This window comes from Arenibacter sp. 6A1 (assembly GCF_012272855.1).
Lineage (GTDB): Bacteria > Bacteroidota > Bacteroidia > Flavobacteriales > Flavobacteriaceae > Arenibacter.
In genome coordinates this window covers 212,652-234,369 of sequence record NZ_JAAXCQ010000003.1, presented here as the reverse complement: position 1 = coordinate 234,369, position 21,718 = coordinate 212,652, and the positions used below count along the sequence as shown (strand labels likewise).

General features: G+C 39.8%; 20 protein-coding genes. 1 reads left to right on the top strand and 19 read right to left on the bottom strand.

Annotated features, from left to right (window positions below; all coding sequences use genetic code 11):
* Positions 1–46: 46 nt before the first annotated feature.
* From HCG49_RS03780 to HCG49_RS03745, 8 genes are all read right to left on the bottom strand, one after another.
* Positions 47–373, bottom strand: a complete 327-nt coding sequence (locus tag HCG49_RS03780; protein ID WP_168468221.1) for a nucleotide pyrophosphohydrolase — start codon at positions 371–373, stop codon at positions 47–49.
* Positions 373–825, bottom strand: coding sequence for a D-aminoacyl-tRNA deacylase (gene dtd, locus HCG49_RS03775; RefSeq protein ID WP_168468220.1), 453 nt, complete (start codon positions 823–825; stop codon positions 373–375). The genes HCG49_RS03780 and dtd overlap by 1 nt, the downstream gene beginning before the upstream one ends.
* Positions 825–1,775 carry a ribosome small subunit-dependent GTPase A gene (gene rsgA / locus HCG49_RS03770; protein ID WP_168468219.1) on the bottom strand — a complete coding sequence of 317 codons (951 nt, stop codon included), beginning with the start codon at positions 1,773–1,775 and terminating at the stop codon, positions 825–827. The genes dtd and rsgA overlap by 1 nt, the downstream gene beginning before the upstream one ends.
* Positions 1,776–2,095: 320 nt before the next feature.
* The gene (locus tag HCG49_RS03765; RefSeq protein WP_168468218.1) at positions 2,096–2,770 is read right to left on the bottom strand and encodes a head GIN domain-containing protein; all 675 of its coding nucleotides are present in this window, start codon (positions 2,768–2,770) and stop codon (positions 2,096–2,098) included.
* Between the two features lie 223 nt (positions 2,771–2,993).
* Positions 2,994–4,076 (bottom strand): bifunctional 3-deoxy-7-phosphoheptulonate synthase/chorismate mutase type II, encoded by a 1,083-nt coding sequence (locus HCG49_RS03760; RefSeq protein ID WP_168468217.1) that lies wholly within the window; start codon positions 4,074–4,076, stop codon positions 2,994–2,996.
* Positions 4,077–4,078: 2 nt separating this feature from the next.
* The gene (locus HCG49_RS03755; protein WP_168468216.1) at positions 4,079–4,945 is read right to left on the bottom strand and encodes a prephenate dehydrogenase; all 867 of its coding nucleotides are present in this window, start codon (positions 4,943–4,945) and stop codon (positions 4,079–4,081) included.
* A gap of 128 nt (positions 4,946–5,073) precedes the next feature.
* Entirely contained in the window at positions 5,074–6,216 is a 1,143-nt protein-coding gene (locus HCG49_RS03750) for a pyridoxal phosphate-dependent aminotransferase (RefSeq protein WP_168468215.1), read from the bottom strand.
* Positions 6,213–7,043, bottom strand: coding sequence for a prephenate dehydratase (locus tag HCG49_RS03745; RefSeq protein ID WP_168468214.1), 831 nt, complete (start codon positions 7,041–7,043; stop codon positions 6,213–6,215). The genes HCG49_RS03750 and HCG49_RS03745 overlap by 4 nt, the downstream gene beginning before the upstream one ends.
* 445 nt (positions 7,044–7,488) lie before the next feature.
* On the opposite strand from HCG49_RS03745, the gene gldA reads away from it, so the two are divergent.
* The gene (gldA, locus tag HCG49_RS03740; protein WP_168468213.1) at positions 7,489–8,394 is read left to right on the top strand and encodes a gliding motility-associated ABC transporter ATP-binding subunit GldA; all 906 of its coding nucleotides are present in this window, start codon (positions 7,489–7,491) and stop codon (positions 8,392–8,394) included.
* 31 nt (positions 8,395–8,425) lie between these two features.
* On the opposite strand, the gene HCG49_RS03735 is transcribed toward gldA, so the two are convergent.
* The 11 genes from HCG49_RS03735 to metH form a co-directional block, all read right to left on the bottom strand.
* A complete protein-coding gene (locus HCG49_RS03735; RefSeq protein ID WP_168468212.1) occupies positions 8,426–9,298 on the bottom strand; it encodes an ABC transporter ATP-binding protein in 873 nt (290 codons plus the stop codon).
* On the bottom strand, positions 9,295–9,966 hold the full coding sequence (gene modB / locus HCG49_RS03730) for a molybdate ABC transporter permease subunit (protein WP_168468211.1): 672 nt from the start codon (positions 9,964–9,966) through the stop codon (positions 9,295–9,297). Before modB ends, HCG49_RS03735 begins: the two co-directional genes overlap by 4 nt.
* Positions 9,966–10,364 carry a molybdopterin-binding protein gene (locus tag HCG49_RS03725; RefSeq protein ID WP_168468210.1) on the bottom strand — a complete coding sequence of 133 codons (399 nt, stop codon included), beginning with the start codon at positions 10,362–10,364 and terminating at the stop codon, positions 9,966–9,968. Before HCG49_RS03725 ends, modB begins: the two co-directional genes overlap by 1 nt.
* Complete coding sequence (gene modA, locus HCG49_RS03720; protein WP_168468209.1) at positions 10,357–11,118, bottom strand: molybdate ABC transporter substrate-binding protein; 762 nt, start codon at positions 11,116–11,118, stop codon at positions 10,357–10,359. Before modA ends, HCG49_RS03725 begins: the two co-directional genes overlap by 8 nt.
* Before the next feature lie 357 nt (positions 11,119–11,475).
* Complete coding sequence (locus HCG49_RS03715) at positions 11,476–13,335, bottom strand: Xaa-Pro dipeptidyl-peptidase (RefSeq protein ID WP_410488980.1); 1,860 nt, start codon at positions 13,333–13,335, stop codon at positions 11,476–11,478.
* 375 nt (positions 13,336–13,710) lie between these two features.
* Positions 13,711–14,130, bottom strand: coding sequence for an OsmC family protein (locus HCG49_RS03710; protein WP_168468208.1), 420 nt, complete (start codon positions 14,128–14,130; stop codon positions 13,711–13,713).
* A 367-nt stretch (positions 14,131–14,497) separates the two neighbouring features.
* Entirely contained in the window at positions 14,498–15,499 is a 1,002-nt protein-coding gene (locus tag HCG49_RS03705) for a serine hydrolase domain-containing protein (protein ID WP_168468207.1), read from the bottom strand.
* Between the two features lie 99 nt (positions 15,500–15,598).
* Positions 15,599–16,396 (bottom strand): head GIN domain-containing protein, encoded by a 798-nt coding sequence (locus HCG49_RS03700; protein WP_168468206.1) that lies wholly within the window; start codon positions 16,394–16,396, stop codon positions 15,599–15,601.
* 124 nt (positions 16,397–16,520) lie between these two features.
* On the bottom strand, positions 16,521–17,621 hold the full coding sequence (locus tag HCG49_RS03695) for an acyloxyacyl hydrolase (RefSeq protein ID WP_168468205.1): 1,101 nt from the start codon (positions 17,619–17,621) through the stop codon (positions 16,521–16,523).
* 214 nt (positions 17,622–17,835) lie between these two features.
* The gene (gene metF / locus HCG49_RS03690; RefSeq protein WP_168468204.1) at positions 17,836–18,789 is read right to left on the bottom strand and encodes a methylenetetrahydrofolate reductase [NAD(P)H]; all 954 of its coding nucleotides are present in this window, start codon (positions 18,787–18,789) and stop codon (positions 17,836–17,838) included.
* A 196-nt stretch (positions 18,790–18,985) separates the two neighbouring features.
* Complete coding sequence (gene metH, locus HCG49_RS03685) at positions 18,986–21,700, bottom strand: methionine synthase (protein WP_168468203.1); 2,715 nt, start codon at positions 21,698–21,700, stop codon at positions 18,986–18,988.
* Positions 21,701–21,718 lie beyond the last annotated feature (18 nt).

Here is a 21,718-nt window from a genome sequence, read left to right as displayed (position 1 = left end):
TTATATTTAGGTCTTGTGCTCAAAGAGCATAACAACAAATATACTACTATTTCAGCTTTTTATTGTTGTGATGCCTATCATGATCGCGACGTGTCTTTAGATCCAACTTTTTATCAAAGGCTCGCTGCAAGTCAACTCCTGTTTGATTGGCCAAACACAATACTACAAACACCACATCGGCAAGTTCTTCACCTAGGTCCTTATTTTTATCAGATTCTTTTTCACTTTGCTCACCATAACGTCTGGCAATAATACGGGCTACTTCCCCCACTTCTTCGGTGAGCTGTGCCATATTGGTTAGTTCATTAAAATAGCGAACCCCATGTTCTTTTATCCATTCATCTACAGCGAGCTGTGCATTTTCTATATTCATTATTCCTTATTTTTAGTATCTATCTGTATGGTTACCGGTCCGTCGTTTAGGAGGGCTACCTTCATATCGGCCCCAAAAACGCCTGTACCCACTTTTTTGTCTAGATCTAACTCCAATCGTTCTACAAATTTCTCATATACCGGAATAGCTATATCTGGCCTTGCTGCCTTGATATAACTAGGCCTATTGCCTTTTTTGGTTGCAGCATGAAGGGTAAACTGACTTACGACAATAGCATCGCCATTGACCTGTAATAGGGATTGGTTCATAACCCCTTCCTCATCATTAAAAACTCTTAGATTGGCAACTTTTTTAGACAACCAAATAATATCTTCTTCTGTGTCTTCACTTTCTATTCCTAAAAGCACCAAAAGACCGGAGCCGATTTCAGAAATAATTTCTTCATTAACGGTAACACTAGCTTGGGTTACCCTTTGAATAACTGCCCTCATTACTTTTCTCCGTAAATATCTACTCTATAATTTTCTTGCTCCCCATTAACCATCTGTACATAGCTTCTATACCTACTCCAAGCTATCTCATTCTCGTCTAAAGCTTTTTTTACTGCACAATGTGGCTCATCGATATGCAAGCAGTTGTTAAACTTACATTCGTTTTTTAATTTAAAGAATTCCGGAAAATACCCACCAATCTCTTCCTTTTCCATATCTACAATCCCGAACCCTTTAATCCCTGGCGTATCAATAATTTGCGCCCCAAACTCTAAGTCGAACATTTCTGCAAAGGTGGTAGTGTGCTTTCCTTGTAAATGTTGCTCAGAAATTTGCTTGGTTTTAAGATCTAAATTAGGTTCTATAGCGTTTACCAACGTAGATTTCCCAACACCAGAATGCCCCGAAAACATACTTGTTTTCCCCTTCATCAATTCCTTCACCTTATCGACATTCTTTCCACTTACCGCTGATATACCTAGGCATTTATACCCAATTTCTCGATACATCGCTGCCAAATACTTTACTTCGTCCAATTCTTCGTCCTTATAGCTATCTATTTTATTGAACAACAGAATAGCTGGAATCCCATAGGCTTCAGAAGTCACCAAAAACCGGTCTATAAAGCTAGTAGAGGTAGGCGGATTATTAAGTGTCACCAGCAAAAACACCTCATCTAAATTAGCTGCTATTATATGGGTCTGTTTAGAAAGGTTTACGGATTTCCTAATGATATAGTTTTTCCGTTCCTCTATATCCGTGATAACACCCCTTACCTCATCGCCCTGATCTTCTATATCAAAGGTTACCAGGTCTCCTACGGAAACTGGATTTGTACTTTTAATACCTTTAAGACGGAATTTACCCTTTATTCGGCATTCGTAAAATGTTCCGTCTTCGGCTTTTACGCTATACCAACTCCCGGTAGATTTATATACGGTTCCTTTCATTAAAAATTACTAACAGATTTTATACAAAGAAACAACTTTAGTTTTATACTACCTTTTAAAAAGGCAGCTTCCTAAAGCTATTTAAGGTAATCACTCTTATAAAACACTTAAAAACACACCGGCATTTTTAGGCAAAATCCCCGTCCCAATGCCTCTAATAATATTTTCTTCAAGAGCGGACTATTAACAGAAGGCGAATTCAAAGTAGTAAGGTATTGTACATACTTTGTAAATTGTAGTCGAAACGAAATTACGATGAGGCCTAAAAAACCAAAAGCCCAATGGAATCCATTGGGCTTTTAACATTGCAACAACAGGGCTTACTTGATAATTTTCACCCTACCTCCTGCAAAGGTATTTTGATTAATTTCTTTAGGATTCCCATAAACTTTTACATCTCCACCGATTCTAATATTAATATCTACTTTTTCAGAAGTATTGATATTGGCCTCCCCGGCTGCGGTAATTTTTATGTTCGCCATTTCACTTTTTAAATCCTTCCCTAAGAAAACACCTCCGGTATTGAGTACTACCTCCTCAAATTTGGTTTTTCCCGTCACTTCCACGATTCCACCCGTAACTGCACGTACCACAACATTTTCGACATCTAATTTTGCCGTAATCTTGGCGCCTTCCTGAGTTTTTAATTCTATTTTAGATTGTTCCAGGGTTTCTGCAAGGTTAATTTTTGCACCTTCATTCCCATCAATCAAATCGAGATCGGTAAAGTGTACTTCTACAAAAGTGTCTTCTCCACTAAATTTCTTATCTAACTGCATCCTTATTTTAAGCACGCCATTTTTATTGATAACCTGTAAATCATCGGCCTTATTACCTTTGACCACCACCCTGTTTTCATCAGATTTAATCAGCTTTACTTCGATTAGATCATAGACTTTTATTTCATTAAAATCACCTACTGCCTTATCTACAACACGTTGAGAAAAAGCATTAAAAGTCAAGAACAGTATCCCGATTGCTACAATATTTTTCATATAGTTTTTGTTTAATATACACTCTACATCGACATGCCCTTAATGACGCATGGCAGTGCGGAGCTTAGTGTTTTTCATTATTTAAGGTAAAGATGAAAAAAAAGTTAATTCGCTACATCTAATTAAGGAAACAATTAACTTTTTGCAACGCTCTAACACTAAAAAACCCGCTCTAAAAGCGGGTTTTTATATTTAAGAATCAAGAGAAACTTTGGTCAACTACTTAAGAGTTGATAATTTTCTCTTGGTGGTTGATCGATTCTTGGTGAATTGCTTTGAACATTTTAAGAATGAATTCTTCGCTCAATCCTTTAGATTCTCCTTCCAAGATCATATTGCCTAAAATAGCGTTCCATCTATTGCTTTGTAATACGGCAACGTTCTTTTGTTTTTTAAGAGCTCCAATACCATCAGCTATCTTCATTCTTTTCCCAAGAGTATCGATTAATTGATTGTCAATAACATCAATCTGTGCTCTTAGATTTGTTAGCTTGCTATTGTATTCCATTTCTTCGTTGGTCTCTTTTCTGATTTTCAAATCTTTCATGATTTGCACCAATTTCGCTGGAGTTACTTGTTGTGCAGCATCACTCCATGCATTATCAGGATCGAAATGCGTTTCGATCATTAATCCGTCGAAATTTAGATCCAATGCTGTTTGCGATACATCAAAGATCATATCTCTGTTACCAGTAATATGTGATGGGTCGTTAATGATTGGCAAATCAGGGAATTTTGTCTGTAACTCAATAGCCATTTGCCACTCTGGAATATTTCTGTATTTTGTTTTCTCATAAGTAGAGAATCCTCTATGAATAACCCCTAGGTTTTTGATATCGGCCGTATGCAAACGCTCCACAGCTCCTAACCACAAGGCTAAATCCGGGTTTACCGGGTTTTTCACCAAAACTATTTTATCGGTCCCTTTTAAGGCATCGGCAATTTCTTGAATTATAAACGGACTAACCGTAGAACGTGCACCAATCCAAAGCAGATCTACATCGTGCTCCAAAGCCAATTCTACATGGGCTTTGTTAGCAACTTCCGTAGCCGTTTTCATACCCGTTTCTTCCTTTACTTTTTGTAACCACTTTAAACCTAAAGATCCTACTCCTTCAAACATTCCTGGACGCGTTCTTGGTTTCCAAATACCAGCACGGAAATAATTGACGTCTGTATCTTTTAACTCGTGGGCAATCCTTAGTACTTGCTCCTCTGTTTCCGCACTACATGGTCCGGCAATTACTAATGGATGGTCCAATTTCATATCGTCCAACCATGTTCTCATTTGTTTTGAATTTTCCATTTCTATACTCTTTTTTTGTTAAGTGGTATTCCGTTTAATATTTCTTTAATCTTATTGGTACTGGTCATTTCTTTATAAATGCCTTCGTAATCATCTGCGATCAGCATTTTTTCGAAAGCTTGGAGGTTTTGGATATACTCCCCTAAGGTTTCTACCACGTTCTCCTTATTTTGTCGAAAAATAGGCGTCCACATGGCAGGGGAACTTTTTGCCAAGCGCACCGTGCTTTCAAATCCACTTCCCGCCATGTCAAAAATATCACGTTCATTCTTCTCTTTTTCAATAACCGTCTTTCCTAACATAAATGAACTAATGTGTGATAAATGAGAAACATAAGCAATATGCTTGTCATGTGCCTTAGGATTCATATAACGGATGCGCATTCCTAATTCCTGAAAGAGCTCCAATGCTCTTTCCTGTAGTTTAAAGGCCGTTTTTTCTACCTCACAAATAATATTTGTTTTTCCATAATACAAACCTTCAATCGCTGCCGAAGGACCAGAAAATTCTGTTCCCGAGATCGGGTGGCAGGCCAAAAAGTTTCTTCTTTTAGGATGATCTTCCAAAACACTGCAAATTAAGGCTTTGGTAGACCCCGCATCGATGACCACGGCATCGTCGTTTACCGCATCCAATATTTTGGGCAATTCCTGTACCATTACGTCTACAGGAATACTGACCATTACCATATCGGCCTTATGAAGCTCGCTATAATCCGACTTCTCATCGATCAGGGACAAAGACAAGGCCTCTTCCAGATGCGCTTCAATGGCATCTATTCCAAAAATTTTGGTATTGGGACGCAGACGTTTTACGTCTTTTGCCATAGACCCCCCAATGAGCCCAATTCCGATTACAAATAAATTCATATTTCTTTTAGCTTTTAGGGTAAAGACTGACCGACTCTGTTGGCCACTTTACTTTGCCTCTATATTCTATATTTCAGTTTTACAAAACAGCTATCTTATGTTGTCCTTATTATGGACACTAAGGCCGTTTAAAATCTACTTATCGCCTCTTTAATTTTCTCGGCTGTCACACACAGGGAGAACCTGATATATCCTTCTCCATTAGATCCAAAAATGGTCCCAGGAGTAATAAAGATATTTTTATCGTACAAGACCTCATCGATAAACTTCTCTGCCGATTGGATTCCTTCGGGCAATTTAGCCCAAACAAACATCCCTACCGAATTTTTATCGTACACACAGTTTAGCTTATCGGCCAGCAAATAGATTAAATCCCTTCTTTGGCCATAAATTTTATTTAATTCCTTAAACCAAGAATCGTCACTATTTAATGCTGCTATGGCGCCTTTTTGAATGCCGTAAAACATTCCCGAATCCATATTGCTCTTTACCTTTAAAACGGCATTAATATGGTCTGCATTCCCTAATATCATTCCAACACGCCATCCGGCCATATTGAAGGTCTTGCTTAGTGAGTTTAGCTCTATGGCTACCTCCTTGGCACCCTCTATATTTAATATACTTATAGGGTTGTCATTTAACACAAAACTATAAGGGTTGTCGTTCACTAATAAAATATCGTTCTTTTTAGCAAAAGCAACCAGCTTTTGTAATTGCTCCAAGCTAGCGGTGGCACCCGTTGGCATATGAGGGTAACAGGTCCACATAATTTTTACCTTAGAAAGATCTTGCTGCTGCAATTTTTCTAAATCCGGAAACCATTGCTGTTCACCTACCAAGTCATAATATTTCCCTACTGCCCCTACTAAATTGGTCACCGAAGTATAAGTTGGGTATCCAGGGTTCGGAATCAATACCTCATCGCCCGGATTTAGAAATGCCAAGCTTATATGCATAATACCTTCCTTAGATCCCATTAACGGCAAAACTTCGGTTGCAGGATCAATCACCACGTCAAATTTATTCTTATAAAAACTGGCAAAAGAGGCCCTTAATTCTGGCAAGCCCTGATAACTTTGATATTGGTGGGCCCCGTCATGGTTAAGGGCTTCCTTTACAACATTAAGCACTTCTATGGACGGATCCAGATCTGGACTTCCGATACCCATATTAATTATTGGCCTTCCTTCTGCCATTAATCCTCTTACCTCTCTAAGTTTTTTCGAGAAATAGTACTCTTCAACGGTATTTAGTCTGTCTGCGGCAATCATATTATTCTTGCATTTTTATATTCTCCTAAAACTTTAAATTCTTCTGACATAATCTGTAAAAGGGCTTTTGCCTTTTCAAAATTTTTGTACTTCTCAAAGGTAACATCCACAAAAAAGGAATATTTCCACGGCATTTCTATCACTGGTAGGGATTGTATTTTTGTTAGGTTTAAATTACAATCGCTCATCACATTTAATATAGCTGCCAAACTCCCTCGTTTATGATCTGTAATAAATCGTACAGATGCCTTATTGATGGCAGATTCGGGCAAAACTTTATTTTGAGTCTTTACCACAATAAATCTGGTAGAGTTGTCCTTTATGGTCTGAATGTTGGCCTCGATGATCTCTAAATCGTACAATTCTGCCGCAACCTTAGGCGCTATGGCCGCTATTCCCCTTAATTGCCCCTCTTGAATTCTCTTGGCGGTCTCTGCAGTATCTACATCCTCTACCAATTTAATATGTTTATAATTCCTAAAAAAGTCCTTGCATTGCAACAGTGCCATAGGATGCGAATGCACTTCTTTAATATCCTCTAAGGTCTGCCCCTTCAATACCATCAAATTATGATGGATATTTAAATAGTGTTCCCCTATAATATGAAGGTTTTTACTAAACACTAAGGCGTAATTAGGAATAATAGATCCGGCAATAGAATTTTCTATGGCCATAATTCCCTTATCTGCTGTTTTATTCAATAAATGTTCTACCAAAAGGTCAAATGACGAACATTCTACCAAATCTACTTCATCCCCAAAATAGTCCCTTGCAACCTGATGGTGATTTGAACCTTTTATTCCTTGTATCGCTATTTTCAATGCCATTTCTTTTTTTCCTAAAGGGAAACTTCAATCAATTTATTCCAAAAAAAAAGTCCCAGTTTTCACGGGACTTTTATCTATATATATACTTTAAAATATGCTAGAACAGTCCCATGCCTCTTTGAAAAAAGAAGTTAAAATAAAAACCGATCCAGAAATATTGTTTTGTCATTATTCGTAAATGTTCAGCTAAAGTAATCATTAAATTTAAAAAACTGCTTCGCTAAACATCTTTTTTTTACAATATTTATTTTCAGTGGAACATTTTTATGAATTCTTCCTATAAGTACCGCCTAAATTTACGAATATTGAACCCCTACATTTCCAAAATGGTCTTTTTGAAGGCTACAATGACTCCAGAAGAACTGTAAATCAGCTATTTTAAGAATAACTATCTTTCAAATCTCCCTTTCATTATTTTGCTTTATTTTTGATCAAAACACACGCTATGTCGATTACCGTAAAAAACATCAGTAAATCCTTTGGCAACACAAAAGCCCTGAATAACGTTAGCTTTACCATTAACAAAGGTGAGATTGTAGGCTTCTTAGGTCCTAATGGGGCAGGAAAATCTACCATGATGAAGGTATTAACGACCTATCACCAGGCCGATAGCGGTGAGGCCTATGTAAATTCATTCGATGTAGCCAAGGATAAAAAGAATGTCCAAAAGAGTATTGGTTACCTCGCGGAACACAACCCATTATACCTAGATATGTATGTAAAGGAATACTTAAATTTCAATGCCGAGGTATATAAGGTTAGTAAGGAGAATATTTCTACAGTAATTGAACAAACGGGGCTAGGACCGGAAGCCCATAAAAAAATAGGACAACTTTCTAAGGGGTATCGCCAAAGAGTAGGCCTGGCCGCTGCCCTTTTACACGATCCGAAAGTCTTAATCTTAGACGAACCCACTACAGGTCTGGATCCTAACCAGTTGCTTGAAATCAGAAAATTAATTCTGGAAATCGGGAAAGAAAAAACCATTCTACTATCGACACATATTATGAAAGAGGTAGAAGCTGTTTGCGATCGGGTGCTCATTATTGACAAAGGATGCCTAGTCGCCGATAAAAGGCTATCGGATCTTAGAAAGGACGAAGAACAAGTATTACTGGTTGAATTTGATTTTAGGGTTGAAGAAGCATTTCTTAAGAAACTACCCTACGCTACCAATGTTATCAATACCGGTGGGTTTATCTATGAGATAACTTTTGACACCACTAAGGATATGCGAGCCGTGGTTTTCGACTTTGCCCATGACAACGAATTAAAAACGCTACAATTGAGCAGAAAAAATAAAAACCTAGAAAGTTTGTTTACCGAACTCACCCAAGCTTCGCAATCATAAAGATCACAAAAGGCACTCCCTTATAGCCCGCCTATATTTTTTGGATTATAGGGTTAAATGCCTTGGATGCCACATAAACCTTATCCCCTATTGCCAATTGCCTTACCTCGGCCAGGTCGGCTATCACCTTAACGACCTCATTGCCGATCAAGACCCCTACCACATAAATAACATCTTCCTTTTGGATACTGATGATTTCTCCGGTAAACCTAAACTTGGCGCTAGCTTTGTTTAATCCAAAAAAGTCTGCCGTCGTAGCCGTTTTTATGACTTTCCCTTGTTTCAGTTCTATAACCCGATCGGACATTCTAACAATCTCGCCAATATCGTGACTCACCAAAATAGTGGTAAGCTTAAACTTTTTATGGATCCTTAAAATATAGGTCTGCAATTTTACCCTCATTGCATAATCTAAGGCCGATAATGGTTCGTCCAAAATTAAAATCTCGGGTTGTTGAACTAAGGCTCTCGCCAAGGCTACCCGTTGTTTTTGTCCACCCGACAAGGTCATGGGTTTACGGTCTTGCAGATCTGACAGCTCCATAAACTCCAACAATTCAACAACTATGGCCCCATCTTGCGCCTTAGTCAGGGCAAATTCTAAATTTTGACGAACCGTCATATGTGGAAAAAGAGCGTAATCCTGAAATACATACCCCAATTTCCTAGTTTGTGAGGGAAGGTTGATGTGTTTTTCCGCATCGAACCACACTCTTCCGTCAACGGTTATAGTGCCAACATCGGGAGTAAGCAATCCACTGAGCAACCTTAAGGCCGACGTTTTTCCCGCTCCAGACTCTCCGTAAAGCGTCACAAATTCTCCCTTTTTAATATCCAAGGAAAGTTGCAATTCTATGTTTTTTCCGCTCCCTTTTAGGGTTTTCCGTACATGGAGGCCTATCATTTTAAAAATCGTTTTAAATACCCGCCATTGGTGAGGTAAACTAATAAAAGTATACTAAAGGTGACAGCAAACAAAATAAGAGAATAGCTGTTTGCCGCAGCATAATTCAGCGCTTCCACCTCATCATATATGGCTATGGAGGCTACCTTTGTTTTTCCCGGCATATTCCCACCGATCATTAAGACTACCCCAAACTCTCCTACGGTATGGGCAAAAGTCAATACTATTCCCGTTAAAAGAGCGGGTTTTATATTGGGCAACAACACCTTAAACAAAGTGGTAAATTTAGATTTCCCCATCATATAAGCGGCCTCTTTTAAACTTGGGGACAAGGAAGCCAAACCAGCTTGTACCGGATGCACCATAAAGGGTAAGCTATATACAACGGACCCGACCACCAAACCACTAAAGGAAAAAAGTAACTTTATTCCCAACCATTCTAATAACCAACTGCCTATAACACTGGTTGGACTAAAGGCTACCAGCATATAAAACCCAATTACGGTTGGCGGTAAAACCAAAGGCATACTTACCAAGGTTTCAATAACCGGTTTTATCCTGGCTTTAGAGTAAGATAACCAATAGGCCAATGGAATTGCCAATAACAATAATATGACAGTCGTAACTAATGCCAATTTAAAAGTGAGTAGTAGTGGATTCCAATCCATTATGGCGCCAGTATTACTTCGTTTAACTTAATCATTGCAGTAGCTTCTTTCCCTACGGTTAGCGCCAACTTTCTTGCCGCATCGGTACTGATCACAGCTACAACTTCACCTGCCGAGGTAGACAAGCAAATACGGCTTAATAGCGCTCCATTTTCCATAGCCGTAATACGGCCATTAAGTTCGTTATCTATACTCAACGCCCCTACTTTTGTGGCTAAAACCACCTCCGTTTCTTTAAACATAAGGGTTACTTCCCGCCCTAAAACCAGATAAGCTGCCGTTTTAGGCGTGTCTATCAATACTGCCTTTATAGACACATTGCCTTTTATGGTTACGATAACCATAGTGAGGTTTCCGCTTGTTTGGATGTGGGTAATAGCCCCCTGAAAACTATTCATATAACAAATATCCAAATTCTTTTAAGATTTCTTTGGCCTCGGAAGAAAATAGATAGTTGTAAAATTCTTGTGCCTTTTTGGGATCCTTAGCCTGTTTGACCAACACAACTCCCTGATGAATTGGGGTGTATAATTCAGGAGCTATGGCTATCCAGGTCCCTTTGTTTCTTATGGTTGGGGACAATACGGCAGACAAGGATGTAAAGCCTATTTGTACCGCTTTTGAGGAAATAAATTGATTTGTTTGGGCAATACTTTCACCATAAACTAACTTGTCACTTAAGGCTTCTAAAAGCCCATAGTTTTGTAATACTTCGGCTGCAGCCACCCCATAAGGTGCTGTTTTAGGATTGGCCAAAGCAATATTGGTTATTTCCGGACTACTTAAGCTCGTTATATTCACCGCTATATTTGGCTCCATAGACCACAACACCAGTTTTCCACTAGCATAAACTTTTGGGGCATTTAAAGCCAGTCCACTATTATAAACGGCTTCTGGATATTTCATATTGGCCGCTAAAAAAATGTCATATGGGGCACCTCCAACAATTTGTGAAGTTAGTTTGCCCGATGAGCCGATAATAAGCTCGCAATCTATTCCGGTCTTTTGCGTATATTTTTCCGTAATAGCCTCCATAGCAAATTGCATATTGGCAGCCGTAGCTATTCTAAGCTTGTCGGATTCCTTTTGGGAACAGCCTAGAAAAAGAATCCAACAAAAGAGTATCCCACATACCCGTATCCCTAATCTCATATCGTATTGTTATATTCTAAGGTCTTATCAATGTTTATCCCAACCAGAATATGTGAATGTATTTAAAATTATTGAGTATTACAGTCCTGCCAGGCCTAATTTAGTCGAACGGGGAAACCACTTCATTCTATTCCATTTACCGTTCTTCCAAAATTCTTCACAACAGTTTAACTCATTTCCTTACCCTTGCTAATGCCCTTTTCTTTTTCCCTCTTATATTCTTTAAAAAAACCAACTGGAATACCAACTATGGAAACCACCAAGTTATTTTATAAAAATAGGGCAATAAATTTCAATAGAAATTCATTGCCCTATGGTATGTTGTTTCAGAACAGGAATGCTTTTCCGTTGTTTTATTTATGGTTGTACCATCGCCTTTTCAAAGCTTGCAGTACCTCCTACAATCGGCAGAGTAATACTAGTCCCGTCCAAATCGACCGTTAATTCTGTTCCCGGTTTTGGCAAAAGGGTAAATTCCCTATCACTAGAAAAAATCAGCAACCCTATTTGCTGTCCCTTGGGGATAATTTGATCGTCGGGCATCAAATCAAAATTCACTTCATAAAATTGTCCAGGGACTAAAGGCTCTCCTTTGGTGAGCGAACTATGGTTCTGGGGATCTGCCCATCCACGGGTGATGATGTTATCGGTGATTTTGGTATTTCTACCCTCGTTCCAAGGTAAGGACACCAACCAAACCGAAAGGTTTGCCGCTGGTTTGTTACTGGCCAGTTTAATAGTTACCCTAGGTACACCAGAAATATGCACATCTTCTGATAAGCTTGGAGTAACGTATAATAGCCTATGATCGGTATTTTCTGCCTGTGCCAGCACGGCACCAGAAAACGAATAATTATCGACCAAGGTTTCTTGTCCCTGAGCACCTTTCTTTTGTAAACTCAACCCTCCTTTTTCGGGTGCACCGGCACCAAGGTATAAGGATACAGGCAATGCTTCCGGATGAGGATAATCCTCATAAGCGGTAGGCTTGTCTTGTGGATCGTTCTCACGAACAATCCATGCTTTGGCATCCTTCTCAACCCCATTTTCTACACCGTGCAAATAACGGGTAAACCATCTGTTCATCATTTTCATCGGTGGCGGACCACCATGGCCATTTTGATGGTAATATATTTGTGAAGGAATACCCTTTTCTTTAGCGGCCTTATAAATTCTATAACTATGCTCTGGCATCACATTCCAATCGTTAAAACCATGAGACATTAATAAAGCAGCCTTCATAGGTTCCATATCATTTAAATAATCCCTTCCAGCCCAAAAATCATTGTAATCGCCACTTATCCTATCCATACCGTTCTTCAGTTCAGTATCTCTTACGGTAGCATTGTTATGAGCGCGTTTAGACTCGTCTCCACTATGGATAAAATCGTATAACACATCAATATCTTCTCCTAAATAACCCCCTGGAGAACGCACTAAGCCATTAGATCTATAGTAGTGGTAGTAGGAAGTATTAGGCGCAATTGGAATAATAGCTTCAAGTCCCTTAACACCAGTAGTAGCTGCCGCCAATGGCAGGGTTCCGTTAAACGAAGTCCCCGTCATTCCCACCTTTCCGGTAGACCAATATGCTTTTACCCTTTCCTTTCCATAAGGGGTCGTAAACCCTTTACCACGACCACACAACCAGTCTATGACAGCCTTTGGGGCCAAAGACTCGTTATCCCCACCAACGGTTGGCGATCCTTGCGACAATCCTGTCCCCGGAGAAGAAGAATGTACTACAATATACCCTCTTGGCACCCATTCCTTAATATGTGAATTAGAAATTATAGGTCTTTCCCCTGTTCGTACTACCTCTACATGGCTTCGAGGCTTTGGTGTTTCTCCCAATTCGTGTTTTACATCCCAAAATAACCCCTCGATATTTGATGCAACCCCTGCAAAATAAGGACTGGTAATATAGACTACTGGCAACTTTAATTTTTCGGTATCCGTTTGATAAGGCCTAGTAACCGCCACATGCATCCTATCTCGTTTCCCATCACCATCGGTATCAAATTCCGTTTCTACCCATAGGTCATGTCTAATCCATTTTTCTTCGTCCGTAAATCCCGGAACGACCTGTGCTTCCCCTTGTTCAAAAATCGGCCCTGTTAATTCGGCTTTTTGTGAGGTATACTGCTGAGCCGTGGCAGAGAATATAACCGCCAATAGCATGGCAGAGAAACATTGTAATCTAAAGTATTTGTTCATAAGTAGTAATAATGTGAATGATATTTTTTATTTCATCAGGAAGATCCTCTAAATAGTTTCTATAGCATTCAGCGTATAGCTTCTTTTTTTTGATAGTCGACTAAATTACATAAATTTTATGCTCGACCATACAACAAAGAGCATCTTATGGAGTATTACAAAAAATACCCTTCAGGAAAGTATCCTATATAAAAGAATTTTTGGTAAGGAAAAATGAATGTAGATATTGTCCTTAACGGTGGGCGTTAAGTCATATTTTTAGAACAATATCTTAAGAAAAGGAGATGCCCTTTGACAAACCTTACATCCGTAGGGCATCTTATAGATTTCAGTAAAAAAAATAATTTAGAATGACTTTTTTATCGTTGCCATTCCTTAGGATACTAGGGTAGCCGTTAAAGTAATACTAGCCTTCATAAGTTTGGAAATAGGACATACTTCCTTAGCCTTTTGGGCAACTTCCTTAAACTTTTTGTCGTCTATTCCCGGCACCTTGCCTTTTAGTTCCAAGTGGATGGTGGTTACACTACCATCTTCGAAGGTCACTTTGGCCTCGGTATCTAGGTTCGTGGGCGTAAATCCAGCTTCGCCCAATAAAAAGCTCAACTGCATTGTATAACAACCCGAAAGTGCTGCCCCTACCAGCTCCTCAGGATTGGTACCTACCCCGTCCTCAAATCGTGTATTGAAAGAATATTGAGTCTTGTTTAATACGGAACTTTCAGTACTTAGGGTTCCTTTTCCATCTTTTCCGCCACCTTTCCAATTGGCATTTGCATTTCTTGTAAATTTCATCTTGCTTAAATTTTAGTGATTCCTAATTAAACTTTGTTTGCCGAAGGCACCACCATAAACATGGGCTGCCCTTAAAATAAAATTCCAATGGACGCTCCATTTGGATCATTCCTTAAATTTAAAGAAAATTACGCTTATATTTTAATAAAGGCTACTGTATCCAATGCAATTCCTATTATAATGTGTCCTTTCCCAAACGTTTCCTAATGATTCTACAAAACGATGGAACAATTTTTTAGAAATGCGCCAATCAGGAGGTTTTATTTCGCCCATGACTTTGGGTAAATAATCTTACTCCTTACTTGCCCTTCATATTCATATTAATATTGCCGTCTTTGCTTTTTTCACCATAGAAGACTGGCCAGTACTACTCTAAGAATACATCTATAACAGCGTTCAATTCTTCTAAGATGCCTGGGTTTGTGCAGTTGGTCATGATAGAAAACACCATTTCCTGGGCTGGAAACACATAAAAAACGGCATAACCACCGATCCCATTCCCAATATGACCAAAGTACGGCCTACCTTTTTTATCGGTACTCACCTCCCAGCCTAGGCCGTAATAGGTAGGAATGCCTTCTATTAATTGCGACCTTAAAAACTGAGGCACTACAGCATTATTGGCCATTTCCCCATTTAAATAAGAATCTCCCAATAGGGCTATATCCGCAGTGGTAGACAAATATCCTCCACCTGCCAGTTTATAAAAATTATTTACAGGGATGGCTTTTCTAAAACCCGACTTCCTTTTAGAATAAAAAGTAGCGGCAAAAGGCATTACTTCCCCATGAATCTCGGCATAAGTATTTTTTAATCCCAAGGGATCCAACACTTTTTCCCTTACATAGTCCTTAAATTGCAAACCGCTAATCTCTTCCATGGCCAAGGATATCAGTACCCAGTCATAACTGCTGTAGTGGTAGTTGCTCCCAGGCCTAAACAATAAAGGATCGTCCTTAAAAACAGAAATCCCATCTTTTATAGAAAAAGGCTTGTCCAAGCCGTATTCCGTACCTCTATAACTACGAATGCCAGCGGTGTGGCTCGCCAATTGTCCAATTGTAAAATCATATTCTTTCCGTGGAAAATAAGGAACGTAATGGTAAAATGAAGTATCCAGCCTTATTTTCCCTTCGTTCACCATCACCGCCAAGGCACTAGCTGCAATAGGCTTGGAAACACTTGCGATCCTAAATATGGTTTTTTGGGGATCTATTGGTATTCCGGCTTCCAAGTTGGCGCAACCAAAGCCTTTCTCAAAGAAAACTGCATTCTTTTTACGGACGGTAATGGCCAGTCCGGGAATCCTATGCTCCTCAACCAACTGTTGCAGCATTCCTTCGGCAAGTTGTATTTCCTTAGACGTCATAAGTCAGCGTAATTTTAAATAGTCCTACAAAATAAGTGCCCCAAAAATTTTCAACGATTGTCATGACTTTTGTATTTATGCCCGATAACCTTTAGTACCCTAGGGCTTAAAAATCAAGGCTCCTTTATACAATTGTTCTACTTCTACTATGGGCGGAGCAGTAAAACAAACCAAATCGCCCGTTCCTCTTAGTATTCCTTTAAGGGATAGTTGCGGGCTTACTCGTATATCGTTAGAACCACGATGATTAAAGGTGATGTTATCGGCCAGTAAGGCTTCAGCTTCTAGACGAGAATCTCCAGCAGAAAATAAAATATTAAAATCTACGGTTTTTCCTTTGAGGTTAAAGTACGATATGCCATTTGAAATGATAGAAACCTCCTGAGCATCGATCTCCATTGTAAATTCTCCACTCGTATGCCCAGCCTCCGGCTCTACATAACTTTCAGAAATCAATTTTAGCTTAGGAAAAGCCAACACGCCATCACTCTTAACTGCTAGCCCCGTACCACTCCTTATTTCCGTGATATTGGGCGCTGTAACATATACCCGAGTGACCCCATACTTTCTAGTGAAATTGCAGGAATTGGAGTCCCGCAACAACAAACGCCCTTCTTTTACGGTTACACTGACCTCATCACGCAAATATCTCCCTGTTTCTACGGCTACTTTTAAGGTATCGCCCTGTTTCACTATCAATTGGACATTTTCATAGACCGTAATTTTTGTAAAATCGGCTACAGATACCACTTCCATTTCTATAGGTCCCGAATTTTGAAAACAATCAAAGGCATTTTCGCTATTGCAATTAAGCATTAGGACCCCTAACAAGAGTACCCCTACAGGGTTTAATCCCCTCCAAATTATCTTCCTTCCCAGGTTATTTACAATGCCCATGATATGTATGTTGTAATTTTACAGTATGGGATTCCCATAAAGTGTTTTTCTTATTAAAAAGAGAACAGTTCTCCTTGTTTGCTGCTGTGTTGAGCTTCTTTTAATACTGCCCTTTTTTGAGGCCTTACAATCGTATCCCCACACCAAATTCTACCGCCTCGGCCTTTGCACCGTGCGATTTAAGGCTAACCGCCCCATAAATCTTATCGTTAAAATAACGCTTTATCCCCATTCTATTGTACACCCTTCCTTCAAAGTCAAAGGGATAATACACATAATACCCCAATTGGGAAATTACCGACATTTTATTAATGAACAACTCATGGCCAACGAATACGCCCACCCGTCTATAATCGGTATCGGCCTTCACCCCGTAATCGGGAAAAGAAACCGCCTGGTAGCGTATAAGTTCCTTTAAAAAATTAGAAAAAAACAAATCCGTCCCCAATTGCAGCGCACTTATACGTCCCACCTGTTTATCGGCATAGGCCGAAAAAATATAAAAGGCATATTGCCCAGAGTCTACTACATCGCTCTCGTTAATGCCACTTCTAAAAGCCAAATTATAACGTATAGCTCCCTTGGTTTTTAGAGTATCCGCATGTCTTTTATACCCCATTGTATTTCCCCCGTCCAAATCATAGGTAAGCCCTATGTTCGCCGCCAAGGTATTGGTAGAAGTATTGGGTGCCTTTACGTTTGCATTAGAGTAGTGTATGACCGATAATCCGGCCTTAAAGCCCAGTCCTTCAAAAATATTTTCTCGCTGATAATTCAACATTAAGTAGGTAGAACTCAACAAATGGGAGCCATAGGCATTGTTTCTGAAATTTTCATTCTTATCAAAGGGATTGGTATTATACGCTAGGCCCTGCCCTAGCCTAAACTGAAGGTTCCGTCTTAGAAAATAAAAATTGTAATGTGCATACAGCCCAATATTTTTCCCCAAGGAATTGTTGTTCATATTTTGGTATACCAAGGAATAACCGGTATCGGGGTAATTAAATCGCTGCTGCCATACCTTATCCCCGTATGTTTTTTTATTATAACTTAATATCACTCCTCCTGGATGGTCGGTGATCAGATGCGAAATATCAGGATTGTGCAATAAAATGGAGCCGTAGAAATGGCTCATATCCAACACCTGCTTTTGGGATTCTTCCTGATCCTGGGAAAAACAACACCCCGCCCAGAAGCAGCAAACGAATAGTAACCTTAAGTTCATAGAAAACAAATGTAGGAAAAATTAAAAAGGGAACAGTAGCCTTTCAAACGGCCTTAGCTGCTAAATTACAGGAAACCAAATCACTTTTTTTTTATTGGCCATGGCTTTAGTGTAAGCCCTTTGTACCATAAAGCAATCGCAGCCCTAAAAGAAAAAAGCGCATAAAAAAACCCCAACACCAAAGGTGCCGGGGCAATTCTTCTACTATTGGGCCTTAAAAAAGCGCTTTGGCAATGGCGTGTATATTATCAGATTTCCCCATGGAATAGTAATGCAAAACAGGGACTCCGGCTGCCTTTAATTCTTTAGACTGCTGAATGGCCCATTCTATACCTACCTGTCTTACCGCGGCATTATTCTTACAAGCATCGACCGCTTGAATCAAATCTTCAGGTAAATCTATCCTAAAAACCTGAGGCAATAATTGCATATGCCTTTGCACGGCAATAGGTTTTATCCCTGGAATAATAGGAATGTCAATCCCCATATCCCTAGCTGCTGCAACAAATTCAAAAAAACGTTGGTTGTCAAAAAACATTTGTGTCACCACATAATCGGCTCCGGCATCAACCTTTTCCTTCAACCTTTTAAGATCGGTTTGCAAAGATGGTGCCTCTAAGTGCTTCTCTGGGTATCCAGCCACACCTATACAAAAATCAGCGCTATTCGCAGCGTCTATCGTATCGTGCAAATAATTCCCGCAGTTCAAATCTTTAATCTGTTTCACCAAATCCTTGGCATAAGAATGCCCGCCTTGGGTAGGATTAAAATATTTCTCTTCCTTTCTGGCATCGCCCCTCAAAGCCATAATATTGTCAATGCCCAAGTAATGGCAGTCTACCAGCACATACTCGGTTTCCTCCTTTGTAAAACCGCCGCATAATAAATGAGGCACCGTATCTACCTTGTATTTATGCTGAATAGAAGCACATATTCCCACGGTTCCCGGACGCATACGGGTCAGTTTTTTATCCAACAACCCATCCCTTTCAATGTAAACATACTCTTCCCTAGAAGTAGTAACATCGATAAAAGGCGGCTTAAACTCCATCAAAGGATCTATATTATTATAAAGTTCCTGAATCCCCTTTCCCTTTACCGGGGGTACAATTTCAAACGAAAACAAGGTCTTCCCCTGTGCATTCTTAATGTGATCCGTAATTTTCATTTCTACTAAACTAACCCGAAACCGCTGGGGTTTCTATTTAATAATTTCTTTTAAACTCTATTTTTTAGGGCGTTCGGGCGGGCGTTCGGTAGTCGCTTTTACATTTTATCCTTGCTGTTTTCGCAAGGATAAAATGTAAATAGCTTCAACAAAACCTCAATCCCTAACGCGGGCCTCCATCACCATCAACACCCCTTTAGTCATCCGCTATATTCGGAGCCAACCATCTTGTAGCGTCCTCCAACGGCATGTTCTTACGTTTGGCAAAATCTTCGACTTGGTCTTCTTTAATTTTCCCAACGCCAAAATACCTAGCCTCCGTACTACCAAAATAATAACCGCTGACACTAGCAGCAGGCCACATGGCCAAACTATCGGTCAGAGACACCCCTATTTTTTCTTTTACTTGCAACACTTCCCAAATGGTCAACTTTTCCAAATGGTCGGGACATGCCGGGTACCCTGGCGCAGGCCGTATACCGATATAGGATTCTTTGATCAATTCTTCGTTGCTCAATCCCTCCTCCGGAACATAGCCCCAATGTTCCTTTCGGACTTCCCTGTGTAGGTATTCGGCAAAAGCCTCGGCAAACCTATCGGCCAAAGCCTTAACCATAATGCTGTTATAGTCGTCCAAATTCTTTTGGTAGGTATCGGCAAGTTCGTCGGTACCAAATCCAGTAGAAACACAAAAACAACCTATATAATCCTGAAGACCACTATCCTTAGGCGCTATAAAATCGGAAAGGGCAAAATTAGGCTTACCCGCATACTTCTTGGTTTGCTGGCGTAGTGTTCTAAATATATACGGTTTCCCTTCATGCAACAGCTCAATATCGTCATCATTCACTGTATTGGCCGGAAACAGTCCAAAAATAGCCTTGGCCTTAAACAAATTTTTATCCAATATCATTTTCAACATCTGCTGGGCATCGGCAAAAAGCTCGGTCGCTTGGGTACCTACCACCTCATCTTCTAAGATAGCCGGGTATTTACCGTGCAATTCCCAACTTCTAAAAAATGGTGACCAATCAATGAATGGCAATAATTTATTAAAATCAAATTCTTCAATAATCTGAATCCCCAATTCTTTAGGCTTTATTATTTCGGCCTTGCTCCAATCTACCTGATATTTATTTTCCCTCGCCTGGGCGATATCCAAATACTCTTTATGCTTGCCCCTATTTAAGAATTTATTCCTAAAGTCTTCATAGTCTAACTTAATGCTTTCCTTATATTTTAGAGAAGTTTCTTTCTGCAACAAATCGCCCACTACGGTAACGGCGCGCGAGGCATCGTTTACGTGTACCACGGCACTTTGGTATTGAGGGTCTATTTTTACGGCCGTATGGGCCTTACTGGTGGTTGCCCCACCAATAAGTAGGGGTACCTTAAAGTTTTGGCGTTCCATTTCCTTGGCCAAAAAGACCATTTCATCTAAAGATGGGGTAATAAGACCACTTAGACCAATAACATCGACATTTTCGTCCTTGGCAGCTTGAATTATTTTTTCTGGGGGTACCATGACCCCTAAATCTACTATTTCGTAATTGTTACAGGCTAGGACCACACTCACAATATTTTTTCCGATATCGTGTACATCGCCTTTTACCGTGGCCATTAAAATTTTACCATTATGAGAATTCCCTGCCTGATGATCAGGGTTTAACAACTTCTCTTCTTCTATAAAAGGAAGCAAATACGCCACGGCCCTTTTCATTACCCTGGCCGATTTTACCACTTGGGGCAAGAACATCTTACCACTTTGGAACAAATCGCCAACCACGTTCATCCCTATCATCAAATGCCCCTCAATAACCTCTATGGTTTTAGAAGCACTCTGCCTTGCTTCCTCAACATCTTCTGTTATGTATTGGTCTATACCTTTTACCAATGCTCTTGTAATCCTATTTTGCAAAGGTTCTTCTCGCCAAGAAAGGTCAACTTTGTTCTCTTTGGCTTTTCCAACAACATTCTCGGCAAAATCTAACAAGCGTTCTGTAGCATCATCCCTACGGTTAAGGATAACGTCTTCTACATGTTCTAAGAGATCTTTGGGTATATCGTCATAAATCTCCAACATATTGGGGTTCACAATCCCCATATTCATTCCAGCCTTAATAGCATGATAAAGGAAAACAGAATGCATGGCTTCCCTTACCGGGTTGTTCCCCCTAAAACTAAAAGACACATTACTAACCCCACCACTAACGCTACAATAGGGCAAGTTTTCCTTTACCCATGCCGTAGCCTTAATAAAATCGATGGCATTTAATTTGTGTTCGTCCATTCCTGTTGCCACAGGAAATATATTTAAATCAAAAATGATGTCTTCAGCAGGAAACCCCACTTCATTCACCAAAATATCATAGGAACGTTTCGAAATCTCACAACGTCTTTCAAAATTATCGGCTTGTCCTACCTCATCAAAAGCCATCACGATCACGGCAGCACCATAGCGCCTGATCATTTTGGCATGCTGCACAAATTGCTCCTTGCCCTCTTTAAGGCTAATAGAGTTCACCACACATTTCCCCTGTACTACTTGGAGTCCTGCCTCAATAATTTCCCACTTAGAACTATCGATCATAATGGGTACCCTGGCTATATCCGGTTCGGCTACAATCAGATTTAAGAACTTTACCATGGCTTCAACCCCATCTAAAAGCCCATCATCCATATTCACGTCAAGTACCTGCGCACCACCTTCTACCTGGTCTCTGGCAATGTCCAAGGCCTCCTCATACTTCTCTTCCTTAATCAGCCTCAGGAATTTTTTGGAACCTGCCACATTAGTCCTTTCTCCTACATTTACAAAATTACTCTCTGGGGTAACCACTAAAGGCTCCAATCCTGAAAGCTTTAAATATCTATTTGTATCCGCTTGCCGGCTATTGTTTTCTGTACTCATTTTTTATGCTGTAAAGAT

Excerpts from the sequence above, each read along its gene's own strand:
- HCG49_RS03780 (WP_168468221.1), bottom strand. The coding sequence starts at position 373 with ATGAATATAGAAAATGCACAGCTCGCTGTAGATGAATGGATAAAAGAA.
- dtd (WP_168468220.1), bottom strand. The coding sequence starts at position 825 with ATGAGGGCAGTTATTCAAAGGGTAACCCAAGCTAGTGTTACCGTTAAT.
- rsgA (WP_168468219.1), bottom strand. The coding sequence starts at position 1,775 with ATGAAAGGAACCGTATATAAATCTACCGGGAGTTGGTATAGCGTAAAA.
- HCG49_RS03765 (WP_168468218.1), bottom strand. The coding sequence starts at position 2,770 with ATGAAAAATATTGTAGCAATCGGGATACTGTTCTTGACTTTTAATGCT.
- HCG49_RS03760 (WP_168468217.1), bottom strand. The coding sequence starts at position 4,076 with ATGGAAAATTCAAAACAAATGAGAACATGGTTGGACGATATGAAATTG.
- HCG49_RS03755 (WP_168468216.1), bottom strand. The coding sequence starts at position 4,945 with ATGAATTTATTTGTAATCGGAATTGGGCTCATTGGGGGGTCTATGGCA.
- HCG49_RS03750 (WP_168468215.1), bottom strand. The coding sequence starts at position 6,216 with ATGATTGCCGCAGACAGACTAAATACCGTTGAAGAGTACTATTTCTCG.
- HCG49_RS03745 (WP_168468214.1), bottom strand. The coding sequence starts at position 7,043 with ATGGCATTGAAAATAGCGATACAAGGAATAAAAGGTTCAAATCACCAT.
- gldA (WP_168468213.1), top strand. The coding sequence starts at position 7,489 with ATGTCGATTACCGTAAAAAACATCAGTAAATCCTTTGGCAACACAAAA.
- HCG49_RS03735 (WP_168468212.1), bottom strand. The coding sequence starts at position 9,298 with ATGATAGGCCTCCATGTACGGAAAACCCTAAAAGGGAGCGGAAAAAAC.
- modB (WP_168468211.1), bottom strand. The coding sequence starts at position 9,966 with ATGGATTGGAATCCACTACTACTCACTTTTAAATTGGCATTAGTTACG.
- HCG49_RS03725 (WP_168468210.1), bottom strand. The coding sequence starts at position 10,364 with ATGAATAGTTTTCAGGGGGCTATTACCCACATCCAAACAAGCGGAAAC.
- modA (WP_168468209.1), bottom strand. The coding sequence starts at position 11,118 with ATGAGATTAGGGATACGGGTATGTGGGATACTCTTTTGTTGGATTCTT.
- HCG49_RS03715 (WP_410488980.1), bottom strand. The coding sequence starts at position 13,335 with ATGAACAAATACTTTAGATTACAATGTTTCTCTGCCATGCTATTGGCG.
- HCG49_RS03710 (WP_168468208.1), bottom strand. The coding sequence starts at position 14,130 with ATGAAATTTACAAGAAATGCAAATGCCAATTGGAAAGGTGGCGGAAAA.
- HCG49_RS03705 (WP_168468207.1), bottom strand. The coding sequence starts at position 15,499 with ATGACGTCTAAGGAAATACAACTTGCCGAAGGAATGCTGCAACAGTTG.
- HCG49_RS03700 (WP_168468206.1), bottom strand. The coding sequence starts at position 16,396 with ATGGGCATTGTAAATAACCTGGGAAGGAAGATAATTTGGAGGGGATTA.
- HCG49_RS03695 (WP_168468205.1), bottom strand. The coding sequence starts at position 17,621 with ATGAACTTAAGGTTACTATTCGTTTGCTGCTTCTGGGCGGGGTGTTGT.
- metF (WP_168468204.1), bottom strand. The coding sequence starts at position 18,789 with ATGAAAATTACGGATCACATTAAGAATGCACAGGGGAAGACCTTGTTT.
- metH (WP_168468203.1), bottom strand. The coding sequence starts at position 21,700 with ATGAGTACAGAAAACAATAGCCGGCAAGCGGATACAAATAGATATTTA.